General features: G+C 69.5%; 28 protein-coding genes. 22 read left to right on the top strand and 6 right to left on the bottom strand.

What is annotated here, in order from left to right; all coding sequences use genetic code 11:
• The first annotated feature begins 114 nt into the window (after positions 1-114).
• Both A9X03_RS21450 and A9X03_RS21445 read left to right on the top strand, forming a co-directional pair.
• On the top strand, positions 115-1,917 hold the full coding sequence (locus A9X03_RS21450; RefSeq protein ID WP_068262878.1) for an amidohydrolase family protein: 1,803 nt from the start codon (positions 115-117) through the stop codon (positions 1,915-1,917).
• A 1-nt stretch (position 1,918) separates the two neighbouring features.
• A complete protein-coding gene (locus tag A9X03_RS21445; protein ID WP_067889492.1) occupies positions 1,919-2,521 on the top strand; it encodes a TetR/AcrR family transcriptional regulator in 603 nt (200 codons plus the stop codon).
• On the opposite strand, the gene A9X03_RS21440 is transcribed toward A9X03_RS21445, so the two are convergent.
• On the bottom strand, positions 2,516-3,391 hold the full coding sequence (locus tag A9X03_RS21440) for a D-alanyl-D-alanine carboxypeptidase family protein (protein WP_068262851.1): 876 nt from the start codon (positions 3,389-3,391) through the stop codon (positions 2,516-2,518). The genes A9X03_RS21445 and A9X03_RS21440 overlap by 6 nt on opposite strands.
• A gap of 59 nt (positions 3,392-3,450) precedes the next feature.
• Between A9X03_RS21440 and A9X03_RS21435 the strand changes: the two genes are divergently transcribed.
• The 5 genes from A9X03_RS21435 (at position 3,451) to trmD (ending at position 6,411) form a co-directional block, all read left to right on the top strand.
• Positions 3,451-3,870 (top strand): nuclear transport factor 2 family protein, encoded by a 420-nt coding sequence (locus A9X03_RS21435; protein ID WP_067748161.1) that lies wholly within the window; start codon positions 3,451-3,453, stop codon positions 3,868-3,870.
• A gap of 532 nt (positions 3,871-4,402) precedes the next feature.
• The gene (gene rpsP / locus A9X03_RS21430; RefSeq protein ID WP_067889489.1) at positions 4,403-4,927 is read left to right on the top strand and encodes a 30S ribosomal protein S16; all 525 of its coding nucleotides are present in this window, start codon (positions 4,403-4,405) and stop codon (positions 4,925-4,927) included.
• A 7-nt stretch (positions 4,928-4,934) separates the two neighbouring features.
• Positions 4,935-5,177: an RNA-binding protein gene (locus A9X03_RS21425; protein WP_003878715.1), complete on the top strand. Its 243-nt coding sequence runs from the start codon at positions 4,935-4,937 to the stop codon at positions 5,175-5,177.
• 17 nt (positions 5,178-5,194) lie between these two features.
• Positions 5,195-5,719 (top strand): ribosome maturation factor RimM, encoded by a 525-nt coding sequence (rimM, locus tag A9X03_RS21420; RefSeq protein ID WP_068262849.1) that lies wholly within the window; start codon positions 5,195-5,197, stop codon positions 5,717-5,719.
• Positions 5,716-6,411 (top strand): tRNA (guanosine(37)-N1)-methyltransferase TrmD, encoded by a 696-nt coding sequence (gene trmD, locus A9X03_RS21415; RefSeq protein WP_068262847.1) that lies wholly within the window; start codon positions 5,716-5,718, stop codon positions 6,409-6,411. Before rimM ends, trmD begins: the two co-directional genes overlap by 4 nt.
• On the opposite strand, the gene A9X03_RS21410 is transcribed toward trmD, so the two are convergent.
• A complete protein-coding gene (locus A9X03_RS21410; protein WP_067748154.1) occupies positions 6,408-7,376 on the bottom strand; it encodes a hypothetical protein in 969 nt (322 codons plus the stop codon). The genes trmD and A9X03_RS21410 overlap by 4 nt on opposite strands.
• 354 nt (positions 7,377-7,730) lie before the next feature.
• On the opposite strand from A9X03_RS21410, the gene rplS reads away from it, so the two are divergent.
• The 4 genes from rplS to A9X03_RS21390 all read left to right on the top strand — a co-directional run bounded on the left by rplS (position 7,731) and on the right by A9X03_RS21390 (position 10,139).
• Positions 7,731-8,072 (top strand): 50S ribosomal protein L19, encoded by a 342-nt coding sequence (gene rplS, locus A9X03_RS21405; protein WP_055403251.1) that lies wholly within the window; start codon positions 7,731-7,733, stop codon positions 8,070-8,072.
• Between the two features lie 69 nt (positions 8,073-8,141).
• Positions 8,142-9,032, top strand: coding sequence for a signal peptidase I (lepB, locus tag A9X03_RS21400; RefSeq protein ID WP_067748152.1), 891 nt, complete (start codon positions 8,142-8,144; stop codon positions 9,030-9,032).
• Positions 9,033-9,034: 2 nt separating this feature from the next.
• Positions 9,035-9,829, top strand: coding sequence for a ribonuclease HII (locus tag A9X03_RS21395; protein ID WP_067748151.1), 795 nt, complete (start codon positions 9,035-9,037; stop codon positions 9,827-9,829).
• A 4-nt stretch (positions 9,830-9,833) separates the two neighbouring features.
• Positions 9,834-10,139: a DUF2469 domain-containing protein gene (locus A9X03_RS21390; protein ID WP_007171389.1), complete on the top strand. Its 306-nt coding sequence runs from the start codon at positions 9,834-9,836 to the stop codon at positions 10,137-10,139.
• Between the two features lie 6 nt (positions 10,140-10,145).
• Here the strand turns inward: A9X03_RS21390 and A9X03_RS21385 are convergent, their stop codons facing one another.
• The gene (locus A9X03_RS21385) at positions 10,146-10,895 is read right to left on the bottom strand and encodes a GAF and ANTAR domain-containing protein (protein WP_067748149.1); all 750 of its coding nucleotides are present in this window, start codon (positions 10,893-10,895) and stop codon (positions 10,146-10,148) included.
• Positions 10,896-11,165: 270 nt separating this feature from the next.
• Between A9X03_RS21385 and A9X03_RS21380 the strand changes: the two genes are divergently transcribed.
• The 4 genes from A9X03_RS21380 (at position 11,166) to A9X03_RS21365 (ending at position 15,037) form a co-directional block, all read left to right on the top strand.
• Positions 11,166-12,146: an SDR family oxidoreductase gene (locus A9X03_RS21380; RefSeq protein WP_068262844.1), complete on the top strand. Its 981-nt coding sequence runs from the start codon at positions 11,166-11,168 to the stop codon at positions 12,144-12,146.
• 70 nt (positions 12,147-12,216) lie between these two features.
• Entirely contained in the window at positions 12,217-13,035 is an 819-nt protein-coding gene (gene fdhD / locus A9X03_RS21375) for a formate dehydrogenase accessory sulfurtransferase FdhD (protein WP_067748145.1), read from the top strand.
• 113 nt (positions 13,036-13,148) lie between these two features.
• Entirely contained in the window at positions 13,149-13,526 is a 378-nt protein-coding gene (locus tag A9X03_RS21370) for a YraN family protein (protein ID WP_067748206.1), read from the top strand.
• Complete coding sequence (locus A9X03_RS21365; RefSeq protein WP_068262840.1) at positions 13,526-15,037, top strand: YifB family Mg chelatase-like AAA ATPase; 1,512 nt, start codon at positions 13,526-13,528, stop codon at positions 15,035-15,037. Before A9X03_RS21370 ends, A9X03_RS21365 begins: the two co-directional genes overlap by 1 nt.
• Before the next feature lie 14 nt (positions 15,038-15,051).
• On the opposite strand, the gene A9X03_RS21360 is transcribed toward A9X03_RS21365, so the two are convergent.
• Positions 15,052-15,327 (bottom strand): DUF4190 domain-containing protein, encoded by a 276-nt coding sequence (locus A9X03_RS21360; RefSeq protein ID WP_067748141.1) that lies wholly within the window; start codon positions 15,325-15,327, stop codon positions 15,052-15,054.
• A gap of 113 nt (positions 15,328-15,440) precedes the next feature.
• On the opposite strand from A9X03_RS21360, the gene dprA reads away from it, so the two are divergent.
• The 4 genes from dprA to A9X03_RS21340 are packed head-to-tail and all read left to right on the top strand — an operon-like array spanning position 15,441 to position 19,627.
• Positions 15,441-16,607, top strand: coding sequence for a DNA-processing protein DprA (gene dprA, locus A9X03_RS21355; RefSeq protein WP_068262837.1), 1,167 nt, complete (start codon positions 15,441-15,443; stop codon positions 16,605-16,607).
• A 32-nt stretch (positions 16,608-16,639) separates the two neighbouring features.
• Positions 16,640-17,491 carry a siderophore-interacting protein gene (locus tag A9X03_RS21350; RefSeq protein WP_067748136.1) on the top strand — a complete coding sequence of 284 codons (852 nt, stop codon included), beginning with the start codon at positions 16,640-16,642 and terminating at the stop codon, positions 17,489-17,491.
• 42 nt (positions 17,492-17,533) lie between these two features.
• Complete coding sequence (locus A9X03_RS21345; RefSeq protein ID WP_067748134.1) at positions 17,534-18,697, top strand: lactate 2-monooxygenase; 1,164 nt, start codon at positions 17,534-17,536, stop codon at positions 18,695-18,697.
• A gap of 33 nt (positions 18,698-18,730) precedes the next feature.
• The gene (locus A9X03_RS21340; RefSeq protein WP_067748132.1) at positions 18,731-19,627 is read left to right on the top strand and encodes a tyrosine recombinase XerC; all 897 of its coding nucleotides are present in this window, start codon (positions 18,731-18,733) and stop codon (positions 19,625-19,627) included.
• A gap of 108 nt (positions 19,628-19,735) precedes the next feature.
• On the opposite strand, the gene A9X03_RS21335 is transcribed toward A9X03_RS21340, so the two are convergent.
• Positions 19,736-20,230 carry a M23 family metallopeptidase gene (locus A9X03_RS21335; protein WP_067748130.1) on the bottom strand — a complete coding sequence of 165 codons (495 nt, stop codon included), beginning with the start codon at positions 20,228-20,230 and terminating at the stop codon, positions 19,736-19,738.
• Positions 20,231-20,503: 273 nt separating this feature from the next.
• Here A9X03_RS21335 and rpsB point away from each other — a divergent pair, with 273 nt between their 5' ends.
• From rpsB to A9X03_RS21320, 3 genes are read left to right on the top strand one after another with little or no spacing between them, the layout of a single operon-like run.
• Positions 20,504-21,337, top strand: coding sequence for a 30S ribosomal protein S2 (gene rpsB / locus A9X03_RS21330; RefSeq protein ID WP_067748127.1), 834 nt, complete (start codon positions 20,504-20,506; stop codon positions 21,335-21,337).
• Between the two features lie 10 nt (positions 21,338-21,347).
• Positions 21,348-22,163 carry a translation elongation factor Ts gene (tsf, locus tag A9X03_RS21325; protein WP_067748125.1) on the top strand — a complete coding sequence of 272 codons (816 nt, stop codon included), beginning with the start codon at positions 21,348-21,350 and terminating at the stop codon, positions 22,161-22,163.
• A 31-nt stretch (positions 22,164-22,194) separates the two neighbouring features.
• Positions 22,195-23,601 (top strand): amidase, encoded by a 1,407-nt coding sequence (locus A9X03_RS21320; RefSeq protein ID WP_068015993.1) that lies wholly within the window; start codon positions 22,195-22,197, stop codon positions 23,599-23,601.
• A gap of 7 nt (positions 23,602-23,608) precedes the next feature.
• Here A9X03_RS21320 and A9X03_RS21315 read toward each other — a convergent pair whose 3' ends face one another.
• Positions 23,609-24,028, bottom strand: coding sequence for a MarR family winged helix-turn-helix transcriptional regulator (locus A9X03_RS21315; protein ID WP_068015990.1), 420 nt, complete (start codon positions 24,026-24,028; stop codon positions 23,609-23,611).
• Positions 24,029-24,153 lie beyond the last annotated feature (125 nt).

Here is a 24,153-nt window from a genome sequence, read left to right as displayed (position 1 = left end):
GCCGGATGCCCGTTGCCGAGTTCGCGTCGGCCCTGGTCAGGGGCGCGCCACGCCGAAGCGCAGAAAAGATTGCGAGTACTTGCTATCTATGTTACGGTCTGTTTCACACGACGACTGGAGGCAAAAGTGGCGTACGACGTGATCATTCGCGACGGGCTGTGGTTCGACGGCACCGGCGGTGCACCGCAGACCCGCACGCTGGGCATCCGCGACGGCGTGGTGGCCACGGTGTCGGACGGCCCGATTGACGAGACGGGTTGCCCCGAGGTGATCGACGCGGCGGGCAAGTGGGTGGTGCCCGGCTTCATCGACGTGCACACCCACTACGACGCCGAGGTGTTGCTGGACCCTGGCCTGCGGGAGTCCGTGCGCCACGGCGTCACCACCGTGTTGCTCGGGAACTGCTCGCTGTCCACCGTGTACGCCGACTCCGAGGACGCCGCCGACCTGTTCAGCCGCGTGGAGGCCGTGCCCCGCGAATACGTCTACGGCGCTTTGGAGAACAAGACCTGGTCCTCGGCGGCGGAATACATCAAGGCGATCGACGACCTGCCGCTCGGCCCGAATATCGGCTCGCTGCTTGGCCATTCGGACCTGCGGGCCGCGGTGATGGGCCTCGACCGGGCCACCGACGCCGCCGTGCGGCCCACCGACGCCGAAGTCGAGCGGATGGCAAGCCTGCTCGACGAGGCGCTCGACGCCGGGGTGCTCGGCATGTCGGGCATGGACGCGGCCATCGACAAGCTCGACGGTGAACGCTTCCGGTCGCGGGCGCTGCCGTCCACCTTCGCGACCTGGCGCGAGCGGCGCAGGCTGATCAAGGTACTGCGCAAGCGCGGCCGCATCCTGCAGAGCGCCCCCAACGTGGCCAAGCCGGCCACCGGGATGCTCTTCTTCCTCGCCAGCAGCCGGATCTTCAATCGGGGCAAGGGCGTTCGCATGAGCATGTTGGTATCCGCCGACGCCAAGTCGATGCCGCTGTCGGTATACGTCTTCGGCCCGGGGACGCGCCTGCTCAACAAGATCCTTGGCGCCAGCGTCCGTTTCCAGCATCTGCCGGTGCCGTTCGAGCTGTACTCCGACGGGATCGACCTGCCGGTCTTCGAAGAGTTCGGCGCCGGGACGGCCGCGCTGCACCTGCGAGACCAGTTGCAGCGCAACGATTTACTGGCGGACAAGGAATATCGCCGCCAGTTCCGGCGCGAATTCGACCGCATCAAACTCGGCCCATCGCTGTGGCACCGCGACTTCCACGACGCGGTCATCGTCGAGTGCCCCGACAAATCGTTGATAGGCAAGAGCTTTGGCGCCATCGCCGACGAGCGCAAGCTGCACCCGCTCGATGCATTTCTCGACGTGCTGGTCGAGAACGGCGAACGCAATGTCCGCTGGACCACGATCGTCGCCAACCATCGCCCCAAGCTGCTCGACGCGCTCGCCAAGGAGGGCAGCGTGCACATGGGCTTCTCGGACGCCGGCGCGCACCTGCGCAACATGGCCTTCTACAACTTCCCGCTGAAGCTGCTCAAACGCGCCCGGGACGCCCACCGGGCCGGCGCGCCGTTCATGTCGACCGAACACGCGGTGCATCGCCTGACCGGCGAACTGGGGGAGTGGTTCGGCATCGACGCCGGCACGCTGCGCCAGGGCGACCGTGCGGACTTCGTGGTGATCGACCCGGCCGGCCTGAACGAGGCGGTCGAGGGCTACTACGAGGAGGAGGTGCCCTTCTACGGCGGCTTGCGGCGGATGGTCAACCGCAACGACGACGCCGTCGTCGCGACGGGCGTGGGCGGTGCCGTGGTCTTCCGCGCGGGCCGGTTCCGCGAGGGCTACGGCCATACCGTGAAGTCGGGCCGCTACCTGCGTGCGGGCCAGCGTCACCGGGGCCAGAGCCCCGCGAAAATCGGGGCCTGACGTGGCCAGAACCCAACAGCAGCGTCGTGAGGAGACGGTGGGCCGGCTTCTCGACGCCTGCATCGACACCATCATCGAGGTCGGGTACGCCCGGGCGTCGGCCGCCGTGATCACCAAGCGGGCGGGGGTGTCCGTGGGTGCCCTGTTCCGGCACTTCGAGACGATGGGCGATTTCATGGCGGCCACCGCGTCCGAGATGTTGCGCCGTCAGCTCGAGACGTTCACCAAACGGGTCGCCGAGATACCGCCCGATCGGCCGGCGCTCGAAGCCGCGCTGGCGATCCTGCGCGACGTCACGGCCGCCCCCAGCAACGCGGTGCTCTACGAGCTGCTGGTCGCCGCGCGGACCGACGAAAAGCTCAGGGACACCTTGCAAAACGAGCTGCGGCAATACTCCACGAAGATTCTGGAGGCGGCCCGCACCCTGCCCGGCGCCGAGAGCTTTCCCGAGGAGACGTTCCCGGTTCTGGTGGCGGTGCTGACCAACGTGTTCGACGGGGCCGCCGTGGTGGAGGGGGTGCTGCCGCAGCCGCAGATCGCCGAGCAACGGATCCCGATGCTGATGACGCTGCTGTCCGCGGCGGCGCCGGGCGCGGACCTATAGCGAGCCGATGCCGGACTCCGGGTTGAGCGCGAATCCCCAGTCGAACAGCGTCGCGGCCTGGTCCCAGTAGCTCGGGCCGCCGGCTTTCACCAGGCCGTACATCATGGCTATGACCAGCCGCCGGCCACCGCGCGCCGCCGCGCCGACGAAGGTCTTGCGCGCGGCGTCGGTGAACCCGGTCTTGCCGCCGATCGCGCCGGGGTAGCGCTGCAACAGCTCGTCCTGGTTGACGATCGGCTGATCCCCGTGATCGCCGGGGAACATCGCGGACGGCTCGGCGGTGATCTGGGCGAACACCGGATTGGCCATCGCGGCGCGGAAGATGACGGCCAGGTCGTGCGCCGTCGAGGACCCGGATCCGCCTGGCCCGTCGAGGCCGGACGGCGTCGCGGCGTGGGTGCTGGTCGCGCCGAGGGAGGCCGCCTTGGCGTTCATCTTGGCGACCGTGGCGTCGGGTCCGCCCAGCATGTGCGCCAGCGTGTTGGCCGCGTCGTTGCCCGAGACCAGCAGCAGGCCGTCCAGGAGCTGGCGCGCGGTGTAGAGGTGGCCCGGTTTGACGCCGACGCAGTTGCACTCCACCTGGGTGTCGGCGGTATCGGCGACCACGGTGGAATCCAGGCTCACCTGGTCCAAGGTCACCAAAGCCAACAGCACCTTGATGGTGCTCGCCGGCGGGTGGGCCACATTCTGGTCGCGGCCGGCAAGCACCTGACCGCTGTCCAGGTCGGCGACGATCCAGGTCTGGGCCGGGCCGTCCGGTATCGGCATCGAGCCGACCGGCTGCATGCTGTCTGCCCAGGACGTGGGGACGGTGGCGCTGCACGCCCCGACCGTCAGCAGGGCCGCTGCTGCGGCCATGACCTTGCGCATGGGCCGAAAGTCTAACTTCCTGGCCTTTTCGGCGACGATTTTCGTCTACTGTCCGATGCATGTTGAGCCTGGCCGAGATTTCCGACCGCTTAGAGATCCAGCAGCTGCTGGTGGACTACTCCACCGCGATCGACAACCGTCGCTTCGACGACCTGGACAGGGTCTTCACCGAAGACGCGTACATCGACTACACCGCCCTCGGCGGCATCGAGGGCCGCTATCCCGAGGTCAAGAAGTGGCTGTCGGAGGTGCTGCCGAACTTCCCGGTGTACGCGCACATGCTGGGCAACTTCTCGGTGCAAATCGACGGGGACAAGGCTTCGTCGCGGGTGATCTGTTTCAACCCGATGGTGCTCGGGGGTGACAAGGATCAGGTGCTGTTCTGCGGGCTCTGGTACGACGACGAGTTCGTCCGCACGCCCGAAGGCTGGCGGATGACCCGGCGGGCCGAGTCCAAGGTGTTCCAGAAGGTCATGTAGACGCGGCAAGGTTGAGCCGGCTCAGCCATTTCGCTACGGGAGGCACCATGAGGCGCAGCATCGACGGCTGAACTGGGCACACGATCATGAAACGATCCTTTTTAGTAGGGCTGGCGGCGGGACTGCTGGGCGGAGCTTCGATCGTCTTGGCGCCAAACGCCGGCGCCGGCTGCCTGTATGGCGGGTTGTCCGTCAGTAGGTGTGACGGACCGGTTGATCCGGACGGCAACTGGCAACGCTGCGTGGTGTTCTACTCCGCCTATGGTGGGTCGGGTTCCCGCGGCGCCACACGCTGCGACATGATGGGTCCTGACCTGCATCCATGGGGTTTCGAATTCAGTAACCCACCCACGCACATCGACGACTGAGCGCAAATTTCTGCTTGGGCACGGCTGTCTGGCACAATGGGCGGCTGTCCGCAGCGCGATCACGATCGCGTTCCGGTCATCACACTCGAGGCAAAACCGGACCCGGGCATCCCGCCCCGGTTGCTGAATTGCAGCGTGACACACACAGGAGAACTCGCTTAACCATGGCTGTGAAGATCAAGCTCACCCGGCTTGGCAAGATCCGCAATCCCCAGTACCGCATCGCCGTCGCCGACGCGCGGACGCGGCGCGACGGTCGCTCCATCGAGGTCATCGGTCGCTACCACCCGAAGGAAGACCCGAGCCTCATCGAGATCAACTCCGAGCGTGCCCAGTACTGGCTGTCCGTGGGCGCTCAGCCCACCGAGCCCGTCCTCAAGCTGTTGAAGATCACCGGCGACTGGCAGAAGTTCAAGGGTCTGCCGGGCGCCGAGGGCCGGTTGAAGGTGGCCCCGCCCAAGCCGAGCAAGCTGGAGCTGTTCAACGCCGCGCTGGCCGAGGCCGAGGGCGGCCCGACCACCGAGGCCGCGAAGCCGAAGAAGAAGGCGCCGGCGAAGAAGGCGGCGAAGGCCGCCGAGCCGGAGGCCGCCGCGCCCGAGGCCGCCGCGCCGGAGGCTCCTGCTGAAGCCGCGCCGGCCGAGACGGCCGCCGAGGGCGGCGAGCAGGCCGAGTCGAGCACGGAAAGCTGACGCGGCGATGAGCACGGTCGTCGTTGACGCGGTCGAGCACCTGGTTCGCGGGATCGTCGACAACCCCGACGACGTCCGGGTGGACATGGTGACCAGCCGTCGCGGCCGAACTGTCGAGGTCCACGTCCATCCCGACGACCTGGGCAAGGTGATCGGTCGTGGCGGCCGCACCGCGACCGCCCTGCGCACGCTGGTCGCCGGTATCGGTGGCCGCGGCATCCGCGTCGACGTGGTGGACACCGACCAGTAGCCGCTCATGGAACTCCGTTGGAGTTGACCGTCGGGCGCGTCGCGAAAGCGCACGGCATCGGCGGCGAGGTCGTCGTCGAGATCCGCACCGACGACCCCGGCTCGCGCTTCGCGCCCGGTAATACCCTGCGCGGCAGGTCATCCCGCGGTGGCGGCGGTGAACGCGACTTCGTCGTCGAGAGCGCGCGCGAACACGGTGGGCGGCTGCTGTTGCGTTTGGCCGGGGTGACCGACCGGGACTCCGCCGACGGGCTGCGCGGCACCCTGTTCGTCGTCGACTCCGATGACCTGCCGCCCATCGACGAGCCGGACACCTACTACGACCACCAGCTCGAGGGCCTGCACGTCCGGACCGCGACGGGCCAGGACGTCGGTGTCGTCGCCGAGGTGCTGCACACCGCCGGCGGCGAGCTGTTGGCGGTGCGCCGGGGCGACGGCGGGGAAGTGTTGGTGCCGTTCGTCGCCGCGATCGTCACGTCGGTGTCACTCGACGACGGTGCCGTGGAGATCGATCCACCCGAGGGCCTACTGGATCTGGCATGAGAATCGACGTCGTCACCATCTTTCCCGCCTTCCTCGACCCGCTGCGGCAATCGTTGCCGGGCAAGGCGATTGGTTCGGGCCTGGTCGACCTGCGGGTTCACGACCTGCGGAGGTGGACGCACGACGTGCACCGTTCGGTCGACGACGCGCCCTACGGCGGCGGTCCCGGGATGGTGATGAAGGCGCCGGTGTGGGGCGAAGCTCTGGACGAAATCTGTTCGGAGCGAACCGTTTTGGTCGTTCCGACACCAGCCGGCTCGTTGTTCACGCAGGCCGACGCCCAGCGGTGGAGCGCCGAGGAGCACCTGGTGTTCGCGTGCGGTCGCTACGAGGGTATCGACCAGCGGGTCGTCGAGGATGCCGGCCGACGGATGCGGGTCGAGGAGGTCTCGATCGGCGACTACGTCCTGCCGGGTGGGGAGTCGGCGGCCGTGGTGATGATCGAATCCGTGGTGCGCCTGCTCGACGGAGTGCTCGGTAATCCCGCCTCGCACCTGCAGGATTCGCATTCGCCGGCCCTGGACCGGCTGCTCGAGGGCCCCAGCTACACCCGCCCGCCGAGCTGGCGCGGGCTCGACGTTCCCGAGGTCTTGCTATCCGGCGACCACGCGCGGGTCGAGGCCTGGCGGCGGGAGGTTTCGCTGCAGCGCACGCGGGAACGGCGCCCCGAGCTGCTGGACCCCTCCGATTAGAGGCCCCGCCGCAGCGGGTCGATCCGGCCTTCGGGAAATATCGTCTTGACCGCCCGGGTGATGGTCTCGCGGGCGGTGGCGTCGTCGGCGGGCTGCAGGGACTGCACCACCATGATGTAACGACGGTCCGCGCCGATCACGCCGGTCGACAGGTGCATCCAGTCGCTGCCGATGCAGCACATCCAGCCCTGCTTGACCGCCACCGGTTCTGCGTACAACCCCTCCGGGATGCCGAAGCGCTGCGGATAGCCGTCGAGCCCGTTCGGGGTGGACTGGGCCAGGTCGTCGACGATGAGCTTCGCCTTGTCCGGCGGCAGCCCGCCGGACCCGTCCAGCAGCATCTCGTAGTAGCGGACCAGGTCGGTCGTGGTGCTCATGGTGTTCCACCAGCGTCCGTCGCCGGGCGGCGTGGTCGACGCCAGGCCATAGCGGGCCGCGACCGCGGTGATGATCGCATTCTGGCCGCCCTGGGCCCAGAACCGCTCGGCTGCGCCGTCGTCGGAGGACTGCAACATGATGTCCAACGCCTGGCGGTCGTCGGCGCTCAGCGCGGCCTTGCCCTCGGATTCGTGGAGCAGCAGGTCGTCGGCGATGAACAGTTTGGCCACCGACGCGGTGCCGATGACCTGGCTGTTGCCGGTGGAGACCAGCTGATGCGTCTTGCGATCGAGGATCGCCACCGACAAAGCGGCGCCGCTGGCTGCGGCTTCGTCCGTCGCCTGCTGCACCCGCGCCTGGAGTCCGACGGGCCCCGCGCTGGCCGGCTGCTGCTCCTGCTGCGTTGGCTTGACCGCCTCGAGCATCAGCTGCGCCCTCTGTGGCGGCGGCTGACGCAGGCCGCGGTCGGGGGTGACGTACACCGGGAAGTTGTAGACCTTGGCCTGTACCTTCGCCTCGCAACCGGCGGCCACCACCAACGCCACCGCCGCTGTGGCGGTGAACAAAGTCAGCGGCCGAACGCGCATTCCTCTCCTCCGACTGGCTCGGACGCACCGAAGTGCACAAGCGCGGGCCGCGTCGCGCCACCTGATCCGGCCGTCACGCATGGTCCGGTAGCGCGTTCTGGCCCCAGTCATATGTACCATTCACCAGCGTGTTCGGCTCGCTGTGAACCGCCTCGGAAGCTGTGATTTTCATGGCAAGCGCCCCGTCTGGCACAATTGACCAGTTGTCTCCAGCGGTTGCCGGCCGGCCGGGCCGCTTCCCGCCTGCTGCGAGATACGCGCAAGTTGCCCAAAACCATCGGCTTGGCGACCGCCTCACACCCCAGGTGAGGGCTGTCCCCGCAGGCCGCGACCGCAAGGAAGTGCCTTCTCAAGATGAACCGCCTGGACTTCGTCGACCAAGCGTCGCTGCGCGACGACATCCCGGTTTTCGGCCCGGGCGACACCATCAACGTGCACGTCAAGGTCATCGAGGGCGCCAAGGAGCGCATCCAGGTGTTCAAGGGCGTGGTGATCCGCCGGCAGGGTGGCGGAGTCCGCGAGACGTTCACCGTGCGCAAGGAAAGCTACGGCGTCGGCGTCGAGCGGACCTTCCCGGTGCATTCGCCGAACATCGACCACATCGAGGTGGTGACCCGTGGCGATGTCCGCCGCGCCAAGCTGTACTACCTGCGCGAGCTCCGCGGCAAGAAGGCCAAGATCAAGGAAAAGCGCTGAGCTGGGACGGCCGGGCGGCAGTCCCGGTCGGTTTACAGCGCCACAATCTGCGCTGGCTACTCTGATCTCGTGACCGATCCCACGGACTCATCTGAGCCCCAGTCCGCCCAGTCAGAGCCGAAGGTCTCCACCCGCATCCCGGACCCGCCCGAAGGCGAGGCGCCGAACGCCGCCCAATCGATTCCCGAACCCGCGGACGCGCCCGACCCGGATGCTCCGGAGCGCACCAAGCGATCCGCCCTGCGGGAATTCGCCCTGCTGGCGGTCATTGCGGTGGCGCTCTATTACGTGATGCTGACCTTCGTGGCGCGGCCCTACCTGATCCCGTCGGAGTCGATGGAGCCGACGTTGCACGGCTGCGCCGGCTGCGTCGGCGACCGGATCATGGTCGACAAGGTCACCTATCGCTTCGACCCGCCGCGCCCCGGCGACGTCATCGTCTTCAAGGGGCCGCCGTCGTGGAACCTCGGCTACAAGTCGATCCGGTCCAACAACACCGTGCTGCGCTGGGCGCAGGACGCGCTGTCCTTCATCGGCTTCGTGCCTCCCGACGAGAACGACTTGGTCAAGCGGGTCATCGCGGTCGGCGGGCAGACGGTGCAGTGCCGCGCCGACACCGGGTTGACGGTCGACGGCAAGCCGCTCAAGGAGCCCTACCTGGATCCGGCCACCATGATGGCCGACCCGTCGGTGTACCCGTGCCTGGGCAGCGAGTTCGGGCCGGTCACCGTGCCGCAAGGGCGGCTGTGGGTGATGGGCGACAACCGGACGCACTCGGCGGACTCGCGCGCCCACTGCACCAGCGTTCCGGCCGAGGCGCTCAAGGGCGTGTTGTGCACGGGCGACCCGACGTCGGGGACCGTGCCGGTGTCCAACGTGATCGGCAAGGCGAGGTTCATCGTGTGGCCACCGGGGCGCTGGGGCGGCGTGTCTTCAGTGAACCCGCAACAGCATCAGTAGCCATGGCCACGACGTGGCCGCCGCGGACGGTGATCCGCAAATCGTCGGGATTGCGCACCCTGGAATCCGCGCTGTACCGCAGCGGGTTGGGCCCGGTCGCGGGCGTGGACGAAGTCGGTCGCGGCGCCTGCGCCGGCCCGCTGGTGGTGGCCGCCTGTGTGCTTGGCCCGGGGCGACTGGAAAGCCTTGCAGCACTTGATGATTCGAAAAAGCTGACCGAGGCCGCGCGGGAGAGGTTGTTCCCGCTGATCCGTCGCTACGCGCTGGCCTACCACGTGGTGTTCATCCCTCCGGCCGAGGTGGACCGGCGCGGCGTGCACGTCGCGAACATCGAGGGCATGCGTCGCGCCGTCGCGGGCCTGGCGGTGCGACCCGGCTACGTGCTGAGCGACGGATTCCGCGTCCCCGGGCTGCCGGTGCCGTCGCTTCCGGTGATCGGGGGCGACGCGGTGGCGGCCTGCATCGCCGCGGCCAGCGTGCTGGCGAAGGTGAGCCGGGACCGGCTGATGGTCGCCATGGACGCCGACCACCCGGGTTACGGCTTCGCCGAGCACAAGGGCTACGGCACGCCGGCGCACAGCGTGGCGCTGACGCAGCTGGGGCCCTGCCCCGAACACCGCCATTCGTTCATCAACGTTCGGCGGGTGGCCATAGGGTCACAAGGGTCGGGTGGCCGCGTGGTGGCCGAATGCAGACCGGACCTCCGCCCGCGCGCGGCGGATATCGGTGAGGAAAGATGGGACCAGGATTCCCTGGGCGGAACGCCGGGGAAGTGTTTCTCCGAGAAGGACGTCTGAACAGATGAGTGCCGAGGATCTCGAAAAGTACGAAACCGAGATGGAGCTCTCGCTATACCGCGAATACAAAGACATCGTCGGACAGTTCAGCTACGTCGTGGAAACCGAGCGGCGGTTCTACCTGGCCAACAGCGTCGAGATGGTGCCGCGCAACGCCGACGGCGAGGTGTATTTCGAACTCCGGCTGTCCGACGCCTGGGTGTGGGACATGTACCGGCCGGCCCGGTTCGTCAAGCAGGTACGGGTGGTGACGTTCAAGGACGTCAACATCGAAGAGGTGGAAAAGCCTGAGCTGCGGCTGCCCGAGTAGCCGGGCCTAGCCTTCTTCCGGGGGCGGCAGCTGGCCGCGCCTCTCGATGACGACCCGCGCCACGTCGGCCAGCTTGATGTTCAGCGACTGGGAATGGCGGCGCAGCAGTTCGAACGCCTGGTCCTCAGTCATGTCGTGCAGCAGCATCAGCATGCCGACCGCCTTGCCGATCTCGCGGTTGCTCAGCAGTCCCCGGCGCAGGCTGCTCGCGTCCTCACCCTTGGCGACCGCGTTGATGGCCACGCTGGCGAACGAGGCGAGCACCGCCGCACGCCCGGCCGCCTCGGAGTCGAACACACCTGCGGTGTCGCTGAAGAGGTTGAGCGCGGCCGCTTTGCGTTTGTCCACCAGCAGCCGAAAACCCATCGCCCCGCGCACCGGGGTCTCCGCCACCAGCACCTTCGCCAGCTTGGGCCACAGCGACGGCGTCCTGAGGTCCGGGTCGATCTGTGGGGTTTCCTCCTCGATCGCGTCGATGCACGGCCCGTCGCCCGAACGCCGTTCCAGCTCGTCGACCTGCTGGGCCAACCGGTCGCTCGCGCCGACGGTGACATAGCTGTCGCCGTCGCGCACCAAGAGGCTGGCGTGATCGCAACCGGGGACGATCAGGGTGGCGGCGACGCAGATGGCCGCGTACATCTGACCGGCGTCCGAGCCCTGGTAGATGATCTCGGCCAGCGCGGCGAAGACGGTCCCGGGGTCGGCCTTCTCCCCGCCGGGCGTCGGTCGGCCTGCGGCCGTCGATTCGTCCCCCATGTGTGCCTCATTCCCTGTGCAATGCACTCTGACCCCGCGTTCGATCGCCGTAGATTATCGGTCTTGCGGGCGCGCCTCACACGCTGTTCGGCGCGATTGCGACGAATTGCACGCGCCCGGCCCGCCGGTGCGCGGACCGCCAGAATCGTTCGCCGACAATACGGGTACCCGCGCGTCCGGCGCTCACGATTTGCGCCACCGGGCGAGATGGTCTGGGTGACGTTTCCCACCCCTGGTTTCGGCGGGCCACCGACGGGAAAAAGCGTTGGGGTGGGAATTACCGTCGCGGTGACCGGGCCGACCGGCGAGATCGGGATGTCGGCGGTGACGGCGCTGGAGCGCGAACCGGCCGTGGACGCCATCATCGGGATGGCCCGCCGCCCGTTCGACCCGTCTTCGCGCGGCTGGCAGAAGACCACCTACCAGCAGGGCGACATCCTGGACCGCGAGGCCGTCGACGCCCTGGTGGCCCAGACCGACGTGGTGATCCACCTGGCCTTCATCATCATGGGATCGCGGGAAGAGAGCGCCCGCATCAACCTGCAGGGCACCCGCAACGTGTTCGAGGCGACGGTCGCCAGCGAGCGGCCCAGGCGCCTGGTGTACACGTCCTCGGTGGCGGCCTATGGATATCACCGCGACAACCCCGACCCGCTGACCGAGGACGCGCCGGCGCGGGGGTCCGAAGAGCACTATTACTCCGAGCAGAAGGCGGCGTGCGAGGCCCTGCTCGGCGAGATCACCAAGGACTCGCCGCTGGAGGTCTTCGTGTTGCGGCCGTGCATCGTCGCCGGCCCCAACGCCACCGCCCTGGCCGATGCGATGCCGTGGAACCAACTGCCCGGCCCGATGCGCGCAGTGGTCAAGGCGGTGCCGATTTTGAAGCCGGTCGTCCCGGACCCGGGCTACCCGCTGCAGCTGGTGCACCACGACGACGTCGCGAGCGCGATCGCGTTGGCGGCCACCACGCCGGCGCCCCCCGGGGCGTACAACATCGCCGGCGACGGTGTCGTCACGGTCGCCGACGTGGCCAGGGCGCTGGGTGGGCGCCCGGTCCGGGTTCCCGCCGTCGCAGCCTCCGCGGCGTCGGCGGCGCTTTCGCGGGTGCCGCTCGTCCCGTCCATGCTGGAATGGCTCCACACCGCGCGCACGTCGATGGTCATGGACACCACGAAGGCGCGCACCCAACTCGGCTGGCGGCCGGTCCACACCTCGGCGGAAACCCTGACCGCGCTGGCCTCGGCGCTATGAGGCCGGGGTAGTTTTGCTGCGTGAGTTCTCAGCGCTCCGCCGCAATACCCGCCGACGGTGAAATCGCCTCGTGCGGCACGTAACTGCGCGCCGGAGGGTGACGCACCTGGCTGCCGGCGAAGCGATCACCCGGCCGGAGACGCTGGTCGTCGAGGAGCCGCTCGAGATCCGGGTGAACGGCGCGGCGGTCACCGTGACCATGCGCACGCCGGGGGCGGATTTCGAATTGGCTCAAGGCTTTCTGCTCACCGAGGGCATCATCGCCGGCCGCGACGACGTGCAGAGCATCCGCTATTGCGGCGGTGCCGTCGACGGCACGAACACCTACAACGTCCTGGACGTGACCTTGGCCGCCGGCGTCGCGGCACCCACCCTCGACGTGACCCGAAACTTCTACACCACCTCCTCGTGCGGAGTGTGCGGCAAGGCGTCGCTGGATGCGGTGCGGGTGATCGGTCGTTTCGCCCCCGGGGCGGATCCGGCGACTGTCGCGGCGGCCACACTTGAAGCGATGCCGGGCCAACTCCGTTCCGCGCAAAAGGTTTTCGACAGCACCGGCGGGCTGCACGCGGCCGCGCTGTTCGGGGTCGACGGGACGATGTTCGCGGTGCGCGAGGACGTCGGCAGGCACAACGCCGTGGACAAGGTCATCGGCTGGGCGCTGGAGCAGCGGCGGGTGCCGCTGGCCGGCTCGGTGCTGCTGGTCAGTGGGCGGGCCTCCTTCGAGTTGACGCAAAAAGCGGTGCTGGCCGGGATTCCGGTGCTGGCCGCCGTGTCGGCGCCGTCGTCGCTGGCCGTGTCGTTGGCCGAGGAGTCGGGCATCACATTGGTCGCCTTCCTGCGCGAGGACTCGATGAACATCTACACCAGGGCCGATCGCATCGGCTAGACGGTGTCGGCCGACTGTGGATGAGCGCGGCACTGGGGATAACCGGCCGCGTGGACGGCTCACACGCGCCGCTGTGGCCCGCCGTGTCGGGGCCGGCCCGCACAGTTGCCGGCATGACGACCGAAACGACGATGACCCGGATCCAGCTCGGCGCGCTCGGTGAGGCGCTCGCGGTTGACCATCTGGCGAGGGCGGGATTGCGTGTTCTGCAACGCAACTGGCGTTGCCGCTACGGCGAACTAGACGTCATCGCCTGCGACGACGCCACCCGCACGGTGGTGTTCGTCGAGGTGAAGACCCGTACCGGCGACGGCTACGGCGGGCTGGCGTACGCGGTCACCGAGCGAAAGGTCCGTCGGCTGCGCCGCCTGGCCGGGCTGTGGCTGGCGGGCCAGGACACGCGCTGGGCGGCGCTGCGCATCGACGTGATCCGGGTGCGGATCGGGCGCCGGCGGACGCCCGAAATCACCCATCTGCAAGGGATCGGCTGATGGCGCTCGGCCGCGCGTTCTCGGTCGCCGTCCGCGGAGTGGATGGACAGATCGTGGAAATCGAAGCCGACATCACCTCCGGACTGCCGGGCGTTCATCTGGTGGGTCTGCCCGACGCCGCACTGCAGGAATCCCGTGACCGGGTCAGGGCCGCGGTCACCAACTGCGGCAACGACTGGCCGATGGCGCGGCTCACGCTCGCGCTCTCGCCGGCGACGCTGCCCAAAATGGGGTCGGTCTACGACATTGCCCTGGCCGCGGCCGTCCTGTCGGCGCAGCGAAAGAACCCGTGGGACCGCCTCGAGAAGACGGTGCTGCTGGGCGAGTTGTCGCTGGACGGCCGGGTGCGCCCCGTGCGCGGTGTGCTGCCGGCGGTGTTGGCCGCCAAGCGCGACGGCTGGCCTGCCGTCGTCGTCCCGGTCGACAACCTGGCCGAGGCCAGCCTTGTCGACGGCATCGACGTCTGGGGCGTGCGGACGTTGCGGCAGCTGCAGAAATGGCTTGCCGGGTCCATCGCCCTGCACCACCGCATCACCACGACGGCCATCCCGCCGGAACCCTCGGTGGATCTGGCCGATGTGGTCGGGCAGACCCAGGCGCGCTTCGCGGTGGAGGTGGCGGCCGCCGGGTCGCACCACCTCATGCTCACCGGGCCGCCGGGCGTCGGCAAAACCATGCTGGCCCAGCGGCTCCCGGCTCTGCTGCCGCCGCTCTCGGAGAGCGAGTCGCTCGAGGTCACGGCGATCCATTCGGTGGCCGGGCTGCTGTCGGGGGAGACGCCGCTGATCACCACGCCGCCGTTCGTGGCGCCGCATCACAGCTCCAGCGTCGCGGCGCTCGTCGGCGGCGGCTCGGGCATGGCGCGCCCCGGCGCCGTCAGCCGCGCGCATCGCGGTGTGCTCTTCCTGGACGAATGCGCAGAGATCAGTGTCAGCGCGCTGGAAGCCTTGCGAACTCCCTTGGAGGATGGGGAGATTCGTCTCGCGCGGCGCGACGGTGTCGCCTGCTACCCCGCGCGGTTTCAGCTGGTGCTGGCGGCCAACCTGTGCCCCTGCGCACCCGCCGATCCGCAGGACTGCATCTGTGCGGCCGCGGCCAAGCGCCGCTACCTCGGCAAGCTGTCCGGTCCACTGCTCGACCGGGTGGACCTGCGGGTGCAGATGCACTCGGTGCGCGCGGGCGCGTTCTCCGGCGGCGAAGCCGAATCGACGGCACAGGTTCGGCTCCGGGTGGCCCAGGCCCGCGCGGCGGCGGCCCAGCGGTGGTCACCGTATGGATTTCGGACCAACGCCGAAGTGAGCGGGGCGCTGTTGCGCCGAAAGTTCCGCCCCGGCAACGCGGCGATGACTCCGCTGCAGAAGGCCCTGGACCGTGGTGCGCTCAGCATCCGGGGCCTGGACCGGACGCTGCGGGTCGCGTGGAGCCTGACCGATCTCGCCGGCGGGGTATCGCCCGGGCCCGAGGAGGTCGCCGCCGCGCTCAGCTTCCGTCAGCCGGGGGCGCAGCGATGAGCGCCGACCGCAAATCACCAGTACGCCTTGGTCAGCCAGTCGTTGTGCCCGCCGCGGACCGCTATCGCGACGGTCACCAGGATGGCGAACGCCCGGGCGAACTGCGCCATCGCGCGGCCGCGCTCGCCGCGCTGTTCCATGTCACGCAGCGCGACGAACGCGAGGACGCCGCTCAGGATCGGGATGGGCAGGCCGCACCAGCTGACCAGGCTCAGCGCGAACGCCGCGATCGCCCAAGGGTTTACCGGGCGGGCGGGCGCCGCGAGCTGGGTCGGCGAGCAGACGATCATTGTTTGCTCCGTTCGTTGCCGGCCGCGCGATGGCGAATGGGGGTCGACGACAACACATTCGCGTATGGGGCTAAACGAATCCTTGGCGGATTCTTGGAAGCCGCAGCGCCCCAATGCTGACGGCGGTCGACGATCCGGCGCTGCGCGCCTGGGCGTACCTGTCCCGGGTGGCCGAGCCGCCCTGTGCCGGGCTGGCCACCCTGGTGCGGTCCGTCGGCCCGGTAGAGGCGGCCGACCGGGTGCGCCGCGGCGTGGTCGACGACGATCTAGCGCGGCACACGGAGGCGAGGCGCGAAATCGACTGCGCCGCGGCCGACCTCGAGCTGCTCGCCCGCCGCGGGGGACGGTTGATCACGCCCGACGACGACGAGTGGCCGCTGCTGGCATTTGCCGCGTTCGGCGGCGCCTCGGGCAGAGCGCGCGGCGCGGCCCCGATGGTGTTGTGGGCGCAAGGTCCGATTCGGCTCGACGAGGTGGCGCACAGGGCGGCCGCCGTGGTGGGCACGCGGGCCGCGACGGCATATGGCGAGCAGGTCGCCGAGGACTTGGCGGCCGGGCTGGTGCAACGCGAGGTGGCCGTCGTCTCCGGCGGCGCCTACGGCATCGACGGGGCCGCGCACCGGGCGGTGCTCAATGCTGACGGCGTCACCGTGGCCGTCCTCGCCGGGGGACTCGACATCCCGTATCCGAGCGGCCACACCACGTTGCTGCATCGCGTGGGCCAACACGGGTTGCTCTTCACCGAATACCCGCCGGGCGTTCGGCCCGCGCGCCACCGATTCCTGACCCGCAACCGACTGGTGGCCGCCGTCGCGGGGGCCGCGGTGGTGGTCGAAGCGGGGCTGCGCAGCGGAGCGGCCAACACCGCCGCGTGGGCGCGGGCGCTGGGGCGGGTGGTCGCGGCGGTGCCCGGGCCCGTGACGTCGTCGGCGTCGGCCGGCTGCCACGCGCTGCTGCGCGACGGCGCCGAGCTGGTCACCCGGGCCGACCACATCGTCGAGCTCATCGGCCGCATCGGGGAGCTGGCCGCCGAGGAACCGCGCCCGGCGACCGAGCTCGACGGGCTGAGTGACGGCGAACGCCGGGTGTACGAGGCGCTGCCGGGCCGCGGCGCCGCAACCGTCGAACAGCTCGCGATTGCGTCGGGGCTGGCGCCCGAGCGGGTGTTGGGGCCGCTGGCCATGCTCGAGCTGGCCGGGTTGGTGTGTCGTCAGGAGGGCAAGTGGCGACTTCCCCGGGCCTCGAGCGGCCGAGCTGCGTCGACGCCGCGGCTCGTATAGTCGACGGGGGTCGGGCGGGGACAGGAGGACAAGTGGCGGGTCGACCTCTGCAACGCTTCGAGGTTGTCGATACCAAGGAGCTCACACCGCACATGGTCGCGGTCGTGCTGGGCAGCAAGGACTTCGACGCCTTCGTGCCCAGCAAATTCACCGACTCCTACGTCAAGCTGGCGTTCGTCGCCGACGACGTCGACGTCGCGGACTTGCCGCAGCCGTTGACCCTCGACAGCTTCGCCGGCCTGCCGCCCGAGAAGCGGCCGTCGGTTCGGACCATGACGGTCCGCCGCGTCGACAGCGCCGCCGGTCAGCTCACGTTGAACATCGTCACGCACGGCGAGCACGGGATCGCGGGCCAGTGGGCGGCCGCGGCGCAGCCCGGCCAGCGGATCTTCCTGATGGGTCCCGGCGGTGCCTACACCCCCGATCCGGCCGCCGATTGGCATCTGCTGGCCGGTGACGAATCGGCGCTGCCGGCGATCGCCGTCGCCCTGGAAGCGCTGCCACCCAGCGCCGTCGGCAAGGCGTTCATCGAGGTGGCGGGCCAGGAAGACGAGATTCCCCTGACGGCGCCGGAAGGCGTCGAGGTGCATTGGGTTTATCGCGGCGGCCGGGCCGACCTGGTCCCCGAGGACCGCGCAGGCGACCACGCCCCGCTGATCGAGGCCGTCACCACCACGCCGTGGCTGCCCGGGCGGGTGCACGTGTTCGTCCACGGCGAGGCGCAAAGCGTCATGCACAATCTGCGGCCCTACATCCGCAAGGAGCGCGGCGTTGACGCGAAGTGGGCGTCGTCCATCTCGGGCTACTGGCGGCGCGGCCGCACCGAAGAGACCTTCCGGCAATGGAAGAAGGAACTGGCCGAGGCCGAGGCCGGGGCTTCGTAGCGGGTTCGTCGGTCCGATCGCCGGCTGGCATCCTCTACTTCCATGGCGCATTTCGGCGATTACCAGAACGAGATCTACTTCCAGGGTCTGGGCGGGGTCGCGCCCGCGCTGCCGATGGCCTTCGCGGAGCTGGAGGCCCGGGCGGAACGGGCGATGTCGCCGTCGGTGTGGTCCTACGTCACGGGTGGCGCCGGCGACGAGCGCACCCAACGGGCCAATCGCGAGGCATTCGACCGCCGGGGCTTGATGCCGCGGATGTTCGTCGGCGCCGCCGAGCGTGACCTGTCGGTCGAGATGTTCGGCCTGACGCTGCCGTCGCCGGTGTTCATGGCCCCGATCGGCGTCATCGGCATCTGCGCTCAAGACGGCCATGGCGACCTGGCCACCGCGCGCGCCGCGGCGGCCACCGGTGTCCCGATGGTCGTTTCCACCCTGACCGCCGACCCACTGGAAGACGTCGCCGCCCAGTTCGGCGACACGCCCGGCTTTTTCCAGCTGTACACGCCCAAGAACCGCGAGCTCGCCGCGAGCCTGGTGCAGCGGGCCGAGGCCGCCGGCTACCGGGGCATCATCGTCACGCTGGACACCTGGGTTCCCGGCTGGCGTCCGCGCGACCTCAGCACGGCGAATTTTCCGCAATTGCGCGGGCACTGCTTGGCCAACTACACCAGCGACCCGGTCTTTCGCGCCGGCCTGGCACGCCCGCCCGAGGAAGACCCGCAGGCCACTGTGCTGCAGTGGATTACGACCTTCGGCAATCCGTTGACGTGGGCCGACCTGCCCTGGCTGCGGTCGCTGACCAAGCTGCCGCTCATCGTCAAGGGCATCTGCCATCCCGACGACGCCCGACGCGCCAGGGACGGCGGCGTCGACGGTATTTATTGCTCGACGCACGGCGGACGCCAGGCCAACGGCGGCCTGCCGGCGCTGGACTGCCTGCCCGGGGTGATCGAGGCGGCCGACGGGCTGCCGGTGCTGTTCGACTCGGGCATCCGCAGCGGCGCCGACATCGTCAAGGCGCTGGCGCTGGGCGCGACCGCGGTGGGGATCGGCAGGCCGTACGCGTACGGCCTGGCATTGGGCGGCGTCGACGGCGTCGTCCACGTGCTGCGTTCGCTGCTGGCCGAAGCGGACCTGATCATGGCGGTCGACGGCTATCCGACACTGAAAGATCTCACCCCGGACACGCTTCGGCGCGTCGACTGAACCGGGTCCCCGGCTCCTGCGAACGTTGCAGGCGTGGAGGCCATCCTCGAGGAATTCGACGAATACCTGTCGCTGCAATGCGGCCGCTCGGCGCACACCCGCCGGGCCTACCTCGGTGACCTGCGCTCGCTGCTGACGTTCCTCGAGAGCCGCGGCGCCGCGCTGGACGGGCTGAGCCTGCCGCTCCTGCGCTCCTGGCTGTCCGCCTCGGCCACGGCGGGAGCGGCGCGCACGACGCTGGCCCGTCGCACGTCGGCGGTCAAGGCGTTCACCGCGTGGGCCGCGCGGCGTGGCCTGTTGGCCGGGGACCCGGCGGCGCGGCTGCAGGTGCCCAAGGCGCACCGCACGCTGCCGGCGGTGCTGCGCCAAGATCAGGCGCTCGACGCGATGGCCGCCGCGAAATCGGGTGCCCAACAAGGTGATCCGATGGCGTTGCGGGACCGGTTGATCGTCGAGATGTTGTACGCCACCGGGATTCGGGTGAGCGAGCTGTGCGGCCTGGACATCGACGACGTGGACACCGGTTATCGGCTGGTGCGGGTGCTCGGCAAGGGCAACAAGCAGCGCACCGTGCCGTTCGGGATGCCGGCCGCCGAGGCGCTGCGCGCCTGGCTCGACGAGGGCCGCCCGGCCCTGGTGACCGCTGAGTCCGGTCCGGCGCTGTTGCTGGGCGCGCGGGGCCGCCGGCTCGACGTGCGCCAGGCCCGCACGGTGGTGCACCAGACGGTCGCCGCGGTGGACGGCGCCCCCGACCTGGGCCCGCACGGGCTGCGGCACAGCGCGGCGACGCATCTGCTGGAAGGTGGGGCCGACCTGCGGGTCGTGCAGGAGCTACTCGGCCATTCCAGCCTGGCGACGACCCAGCTCTACACCCACGTCGCCGTCTCCCGGTTGCGGGCGGTGCACGATCAGGCCCACCCGCGGGCGTGAGCCGGCGATTCCCGGGCGTCACTTCCGCCCCGGCGCCGGGAAGCCCCGAGGCACGAGGGTCCGCCCTCCGGCCGGAGACGGGTGTGGCTGGGGGCACGGCCCGCACGCTCAGCCCCGCAGCGGCTTGAGCCGGATCGGCGTCGATTTCACCAGGCCCAGCGGATCGACGTAATGGGCGCCGGACGCCGGGCCCCACATCGCGCCCCAGTGCAGGCAGGCCGCCGCCCGGCAGCCGGCATGCCCGGGCTCGAGCGAGCCGATCACGGTCCGGGCCGTCACCGGCTGGCCGACCCGCACCGCCGCCCGGACCGGCTCGTAGCTGGTGCGCAGCCCGCCGGGGTGGGCCAGCGACACCACCGGGCGCCCCGCCAGCTGACCGGCGAACACCACCGTGGCGGTGCCCGCCGCGTACACCGGCTGACCAGGGACGCCGGGCAGGTCCACCCCCCGATGCCCCGGCCGCCAGTCCGGGGACGGGGCGTCGAACCCCCGGGCCACGGCGGGCGGCGGGCGCAGCGGCCAGTCCAGGCGGGCGTCGTCCGCACCCGCCGGCGCCGCGCCGAGCACCGTCAGCCACGCCAACAGCCACCAAACCCGTCGCATCGGCTCAGTTGAGTGGGCCACCGACGCCGTCGCCACTCAGGTGCGGCCGGTGCTGTGCAAAACCACCAGCTGAGTCCGTGTAAACTGCTGGTCGCAGCTCGTTCGCGGGCTGACTTCGCGCGTCCGCCCCGCGTCTCCCGTTCCACTAGGAGTTCGCACCGCGTGCCGGGCGGTCCCCGCCAGGGTTTCCTGGCGAGGTCCGGCATCGCAGCAGGCGCCAGGGCCCGGCTTCACCCGATGCCGGGCGACAACCGACACACGTAAGGCACACGCATGGCCGTCGTAACCATGAAGCAGCTGCTCGACAGCGGCACCCACTTCGGGCACCAGACCCGTCGCTGGAATCCCAAGATGAAGCGGTTCATCTTCACCGACCGCAACGGCATCTACATCATCGACCTGCAGCAGACGCTGACCTTCATCGACAAGGCGTACGAGTTCGTCAAGGAGACCGTCGCCCACGGCGGCACCGTCCTGTTCGTCGGCACCAAGAAGCAGGCGCAGGAATCGGTTGCGGCCGAGGCCACCCGCGTCGGCATGCCGTACGTGAACCAGCGCTGGCTGGGCGGCATGCTCACCAACTTCTCCACCGTGCACAAGCGGCTGCAGCGCCTCAAGGAGCTCGAGGCGATGGAGCAGACCGGTGGCTTCGAGGGCCGCACCAAGAAGGAAATCTTGATGCTGACCCGGGAGAAGAACAAGCTGGAGCGCAGCCTCGGCGGTATCCGCGACATGGCCAAGGTGCCGTCGGCGATCTGGGTCGTCGACACCAACAAGGAGCACATCGCGGTCGGCGAGGCCCGCAAGCTCGGCATCCCGGTCATCGCGATCCTGGACACCAACTGCGACCCCGACGAGGTCGACTACCCGATCCCGGGCAACGACGACGCCATCCGCTCGGCCGCGCTGCTGACCAAGGTGATCGCCTCCGCGGTCGCCGAGGGCCTGCAGGCCCGCGCCGGGGTCGGCCGCGGCGACGGCAAGCCCGAGGCGGAGGCCGCCGAGCCGCTGCCCGAATGGGAGCAGGAACTGCTGGCCTCCGCCGCTGCCAGCGCCCCCACCGACGCCGCTGCGGGCGCACCCGAATCGACACCAGACCCTTCATAGGAAGGCTGACATGGCCAACTTCACCGCCGCCGACGTCAAGAAGCTTCGTGAGCTCACCGGCGCCGGCATGCTCGACTGCAAGAACGCGCTGGCCGAGAGCGACGGCGACTTCGACAAGGCCGTCGAAGCGTTGCGCATCAAGGGCGCCAAGGACGTCGGCAAGCGCGCCGAACGCGCCACGGCCGAGGGCCTGGTCGCCGCCCAGGGCGGCGCGCTGATCGAGTTGAACTCGGAGACGGACTTCGTCGCCAAGAACGCCGAGTTCCAGAAGCTCGCCGACGACATCGTCGCGGCCGCGGCCCAGTCCAAGGCCACCGACGTCGACGCGCTGAAGGCCGCCAAGGCCGGCGACTCCACGGTCGAGCAGGCCATCGCCGACCTGTCGGCCAAGATCGGCGAGAAGCTCGAGCTGCGTCGCGTCGCGTACTTCGACGGGACGGTCGAGGCCTACCTGCACAAGCGGGCGGCCGACTTGCCCCCCGCCGTCGGCGTCCTGGTCGAGTACCAGGGCTCGGATTCCGAGGCCGCGCACTCGGTCGCGCTGCAGATCGCCGCCCTCAAGGCGCGCTTCCTGTCCCGCGAGGACGTTCCTGAAGACGTCGTGGCCAGCGAGCGCCGTATCGCCGAGGAGACGGCCAAGGCGGAGGGCAAGCCGGAGCAGGCGCTGCCCAAGATCGTCGAAGGCCGGCTGAACGGTTTCTTCAAGGACGCGGTGCTGCTGGAGCAGCCGTCGGTGTCCGACAGCAAGAAGACGGTCAAGGCCCTGCTCGACGAGGCCGGCGTGACGGTGACGCGGTTCGTGCGCTTCGAAGTGGGCCAGGCCTAAGTCCCGCGCGAAGGCGGGCTAGCGTCGATTCATGCGACACGTGCATGCGTTCGGCGACGACGCCCTCGGTGATCTCGACGGGGTCGGCCTCGCCCACGCGATACAGGCCGGCTGGGTCAGCAGGGCGGAGGTCGTCGAGGCGGCGATCGCCCGCACCGAGGCCGTCGATCCGGTGCTCAACGGTTTGGCGTATGCGGCCTTCCAACAGGCCCGGGACAGCGCGTCGGGCAGCCCTGCCGACGGCTTCTTCAGCGGGGTCCCGACGTTCCTCAAGGACAACGTCGACATCGCCGGCCAGCCGACGATGCACGGCACCGACGCGTGGACGCCGTGGAATGCCACCTCCGACGGCGAGTTCACCCGGCTGTTCCTGGCCACCGGGCTGGCACCCGTGGGAAAAACGCAGCTGTCGGAATTCGGTTTCAGCGCGTCCGCCGAGCACCCCCGGCTGGGGCCGGTCCGCAACCCGTGGAACACCGACTTCAGTGCCGGCGCATCGTCGTCGGGCTCTGGGGCATTCGTCGCCGCCGGCGTGGTGCCGATGGCCCACGCCAATGACGGAGGCGGATCCATCCGCATCCCCGCCGCCTGCAACGGCCTCGTCGGGCTGAAGCCGTCGCGTGGGCGGCTGCCGCTGGACCCGCACCTGCGCCGGATGCCGGTGGGCATCGTCGCCAACGGTGTGGTCACTCGATCGGTGCGCGACACCGCGGCGTTCTACCGGGAGGCCGAACGCATCTGGCGTAATCCGAAACTGGCGCCGATCGGGGATGTCACCGGTCCCGGCAGGCAGCGGCTGCGAATCGCCGTGCTGACCCGCTCGGTGCAACGGGACTGCAGCCCGCAGGTGCGCGAGCTCACGCTGAAGTCGGCCGGTCTTCTCGAGGAGCTCGGCCACCGCGTCGAATACCTCGAAGAGCCCCCGGTGCCGGCCAGTTTTGTCGACGACTTCGTGTTGTACTGGGGCTTCCTGGCGCTGGCCCAGGTCCGCACGGGGCGCCGGATGTTCGGCGCGACCTTCGACCGCAGCAGGCTGGACAGCCTGACCCTCGGTCTGGAGCGCCACACCGCCCGCAACATGCACCGACTGCCGCTGGCGATCATGCGCCTGCGCCGAATCCGTAGGCGCACCGCAAGATTCTTCGGCACCTACGACGTCGTGCTGACCCCGACGCTCGCCGACGAGACGCCCCGCATCGGATATCTGGCACCCACCGATTACCACCAGGTCATCGAACGACTGATCGACTGGGTCTCGTTCACCCCGCTGCAGAACGTCACCGGTGAGCCGGCGATCTCGCTTCCGTTGGCCCAGTCCGACGAAGGCATGCCGGTGGGCATGATGCTCTCGGCCGACATCGGCCAGGAGGCGCTACTGCTCGAGCTGGCCCACGAACTCGAAGAGGCGCGGCCGTGGGCCAGGATCCAAGCCGCTTAGTCGCCGGTCAGTCGGAACCGAGCTTGTCGAGCATTCGTTTGAACTCGCGCTGCTGACTCTCGGTCAGCTTGGCCAGGATGCGGGCGTCGGCGGTCCGCACCGCGCCTTCGGCGCGTTTGAGCAGGGCGCGGCCCGGGCCGGTGAGCGTGGCGGGCAGCGCGCGGCCGCTGGACACCGACGTCGGGCGCGCCACGGCGCCAATGTCTTCCAGCTTGCGCAGCACCGTGTTCATCGCCTGCGGTGTGACGCCGGCCTGCCGAGACAATTCGGCGCTCGACATCCCCGGAAGGATGGAAAGCATTCGTAGGCAGACGAATTCGGGCAGCGTCAGGCCCAGCGGGCCCAACACCGCGGAAACCTCCGGTCGCAGCAAACTGGCCACCCGGTAGAGCAGGTAACCAAGCGGGGCATCTTCGGCCTGAACCATGTCAATCATCTTGACATATTTCGCCCGGCGGGAGGCGGGGTTCGGCGACGCAAAGTGCTCGGCAATTCGTCCTTCTTCGGCTTGCCGCCTTTCGTCGTCTTCGGCATGGAATCCTCCTCGGGTGC

The sequence above is a fragment of the Mycobacterium sp. E1715 genome (genome assembly GCF_001667625.1).
Lineage (GTDB): Bacteria > Actinomycetota > Actinomycetes > Mycobacteriales > Mycobacteriaceae > Mycobacterium.
The sequence above is the reverse complement of the archived record's forward strand: the minus strand, read 5'-3'. Positions and strand labels throughout refer to the sequence as shown.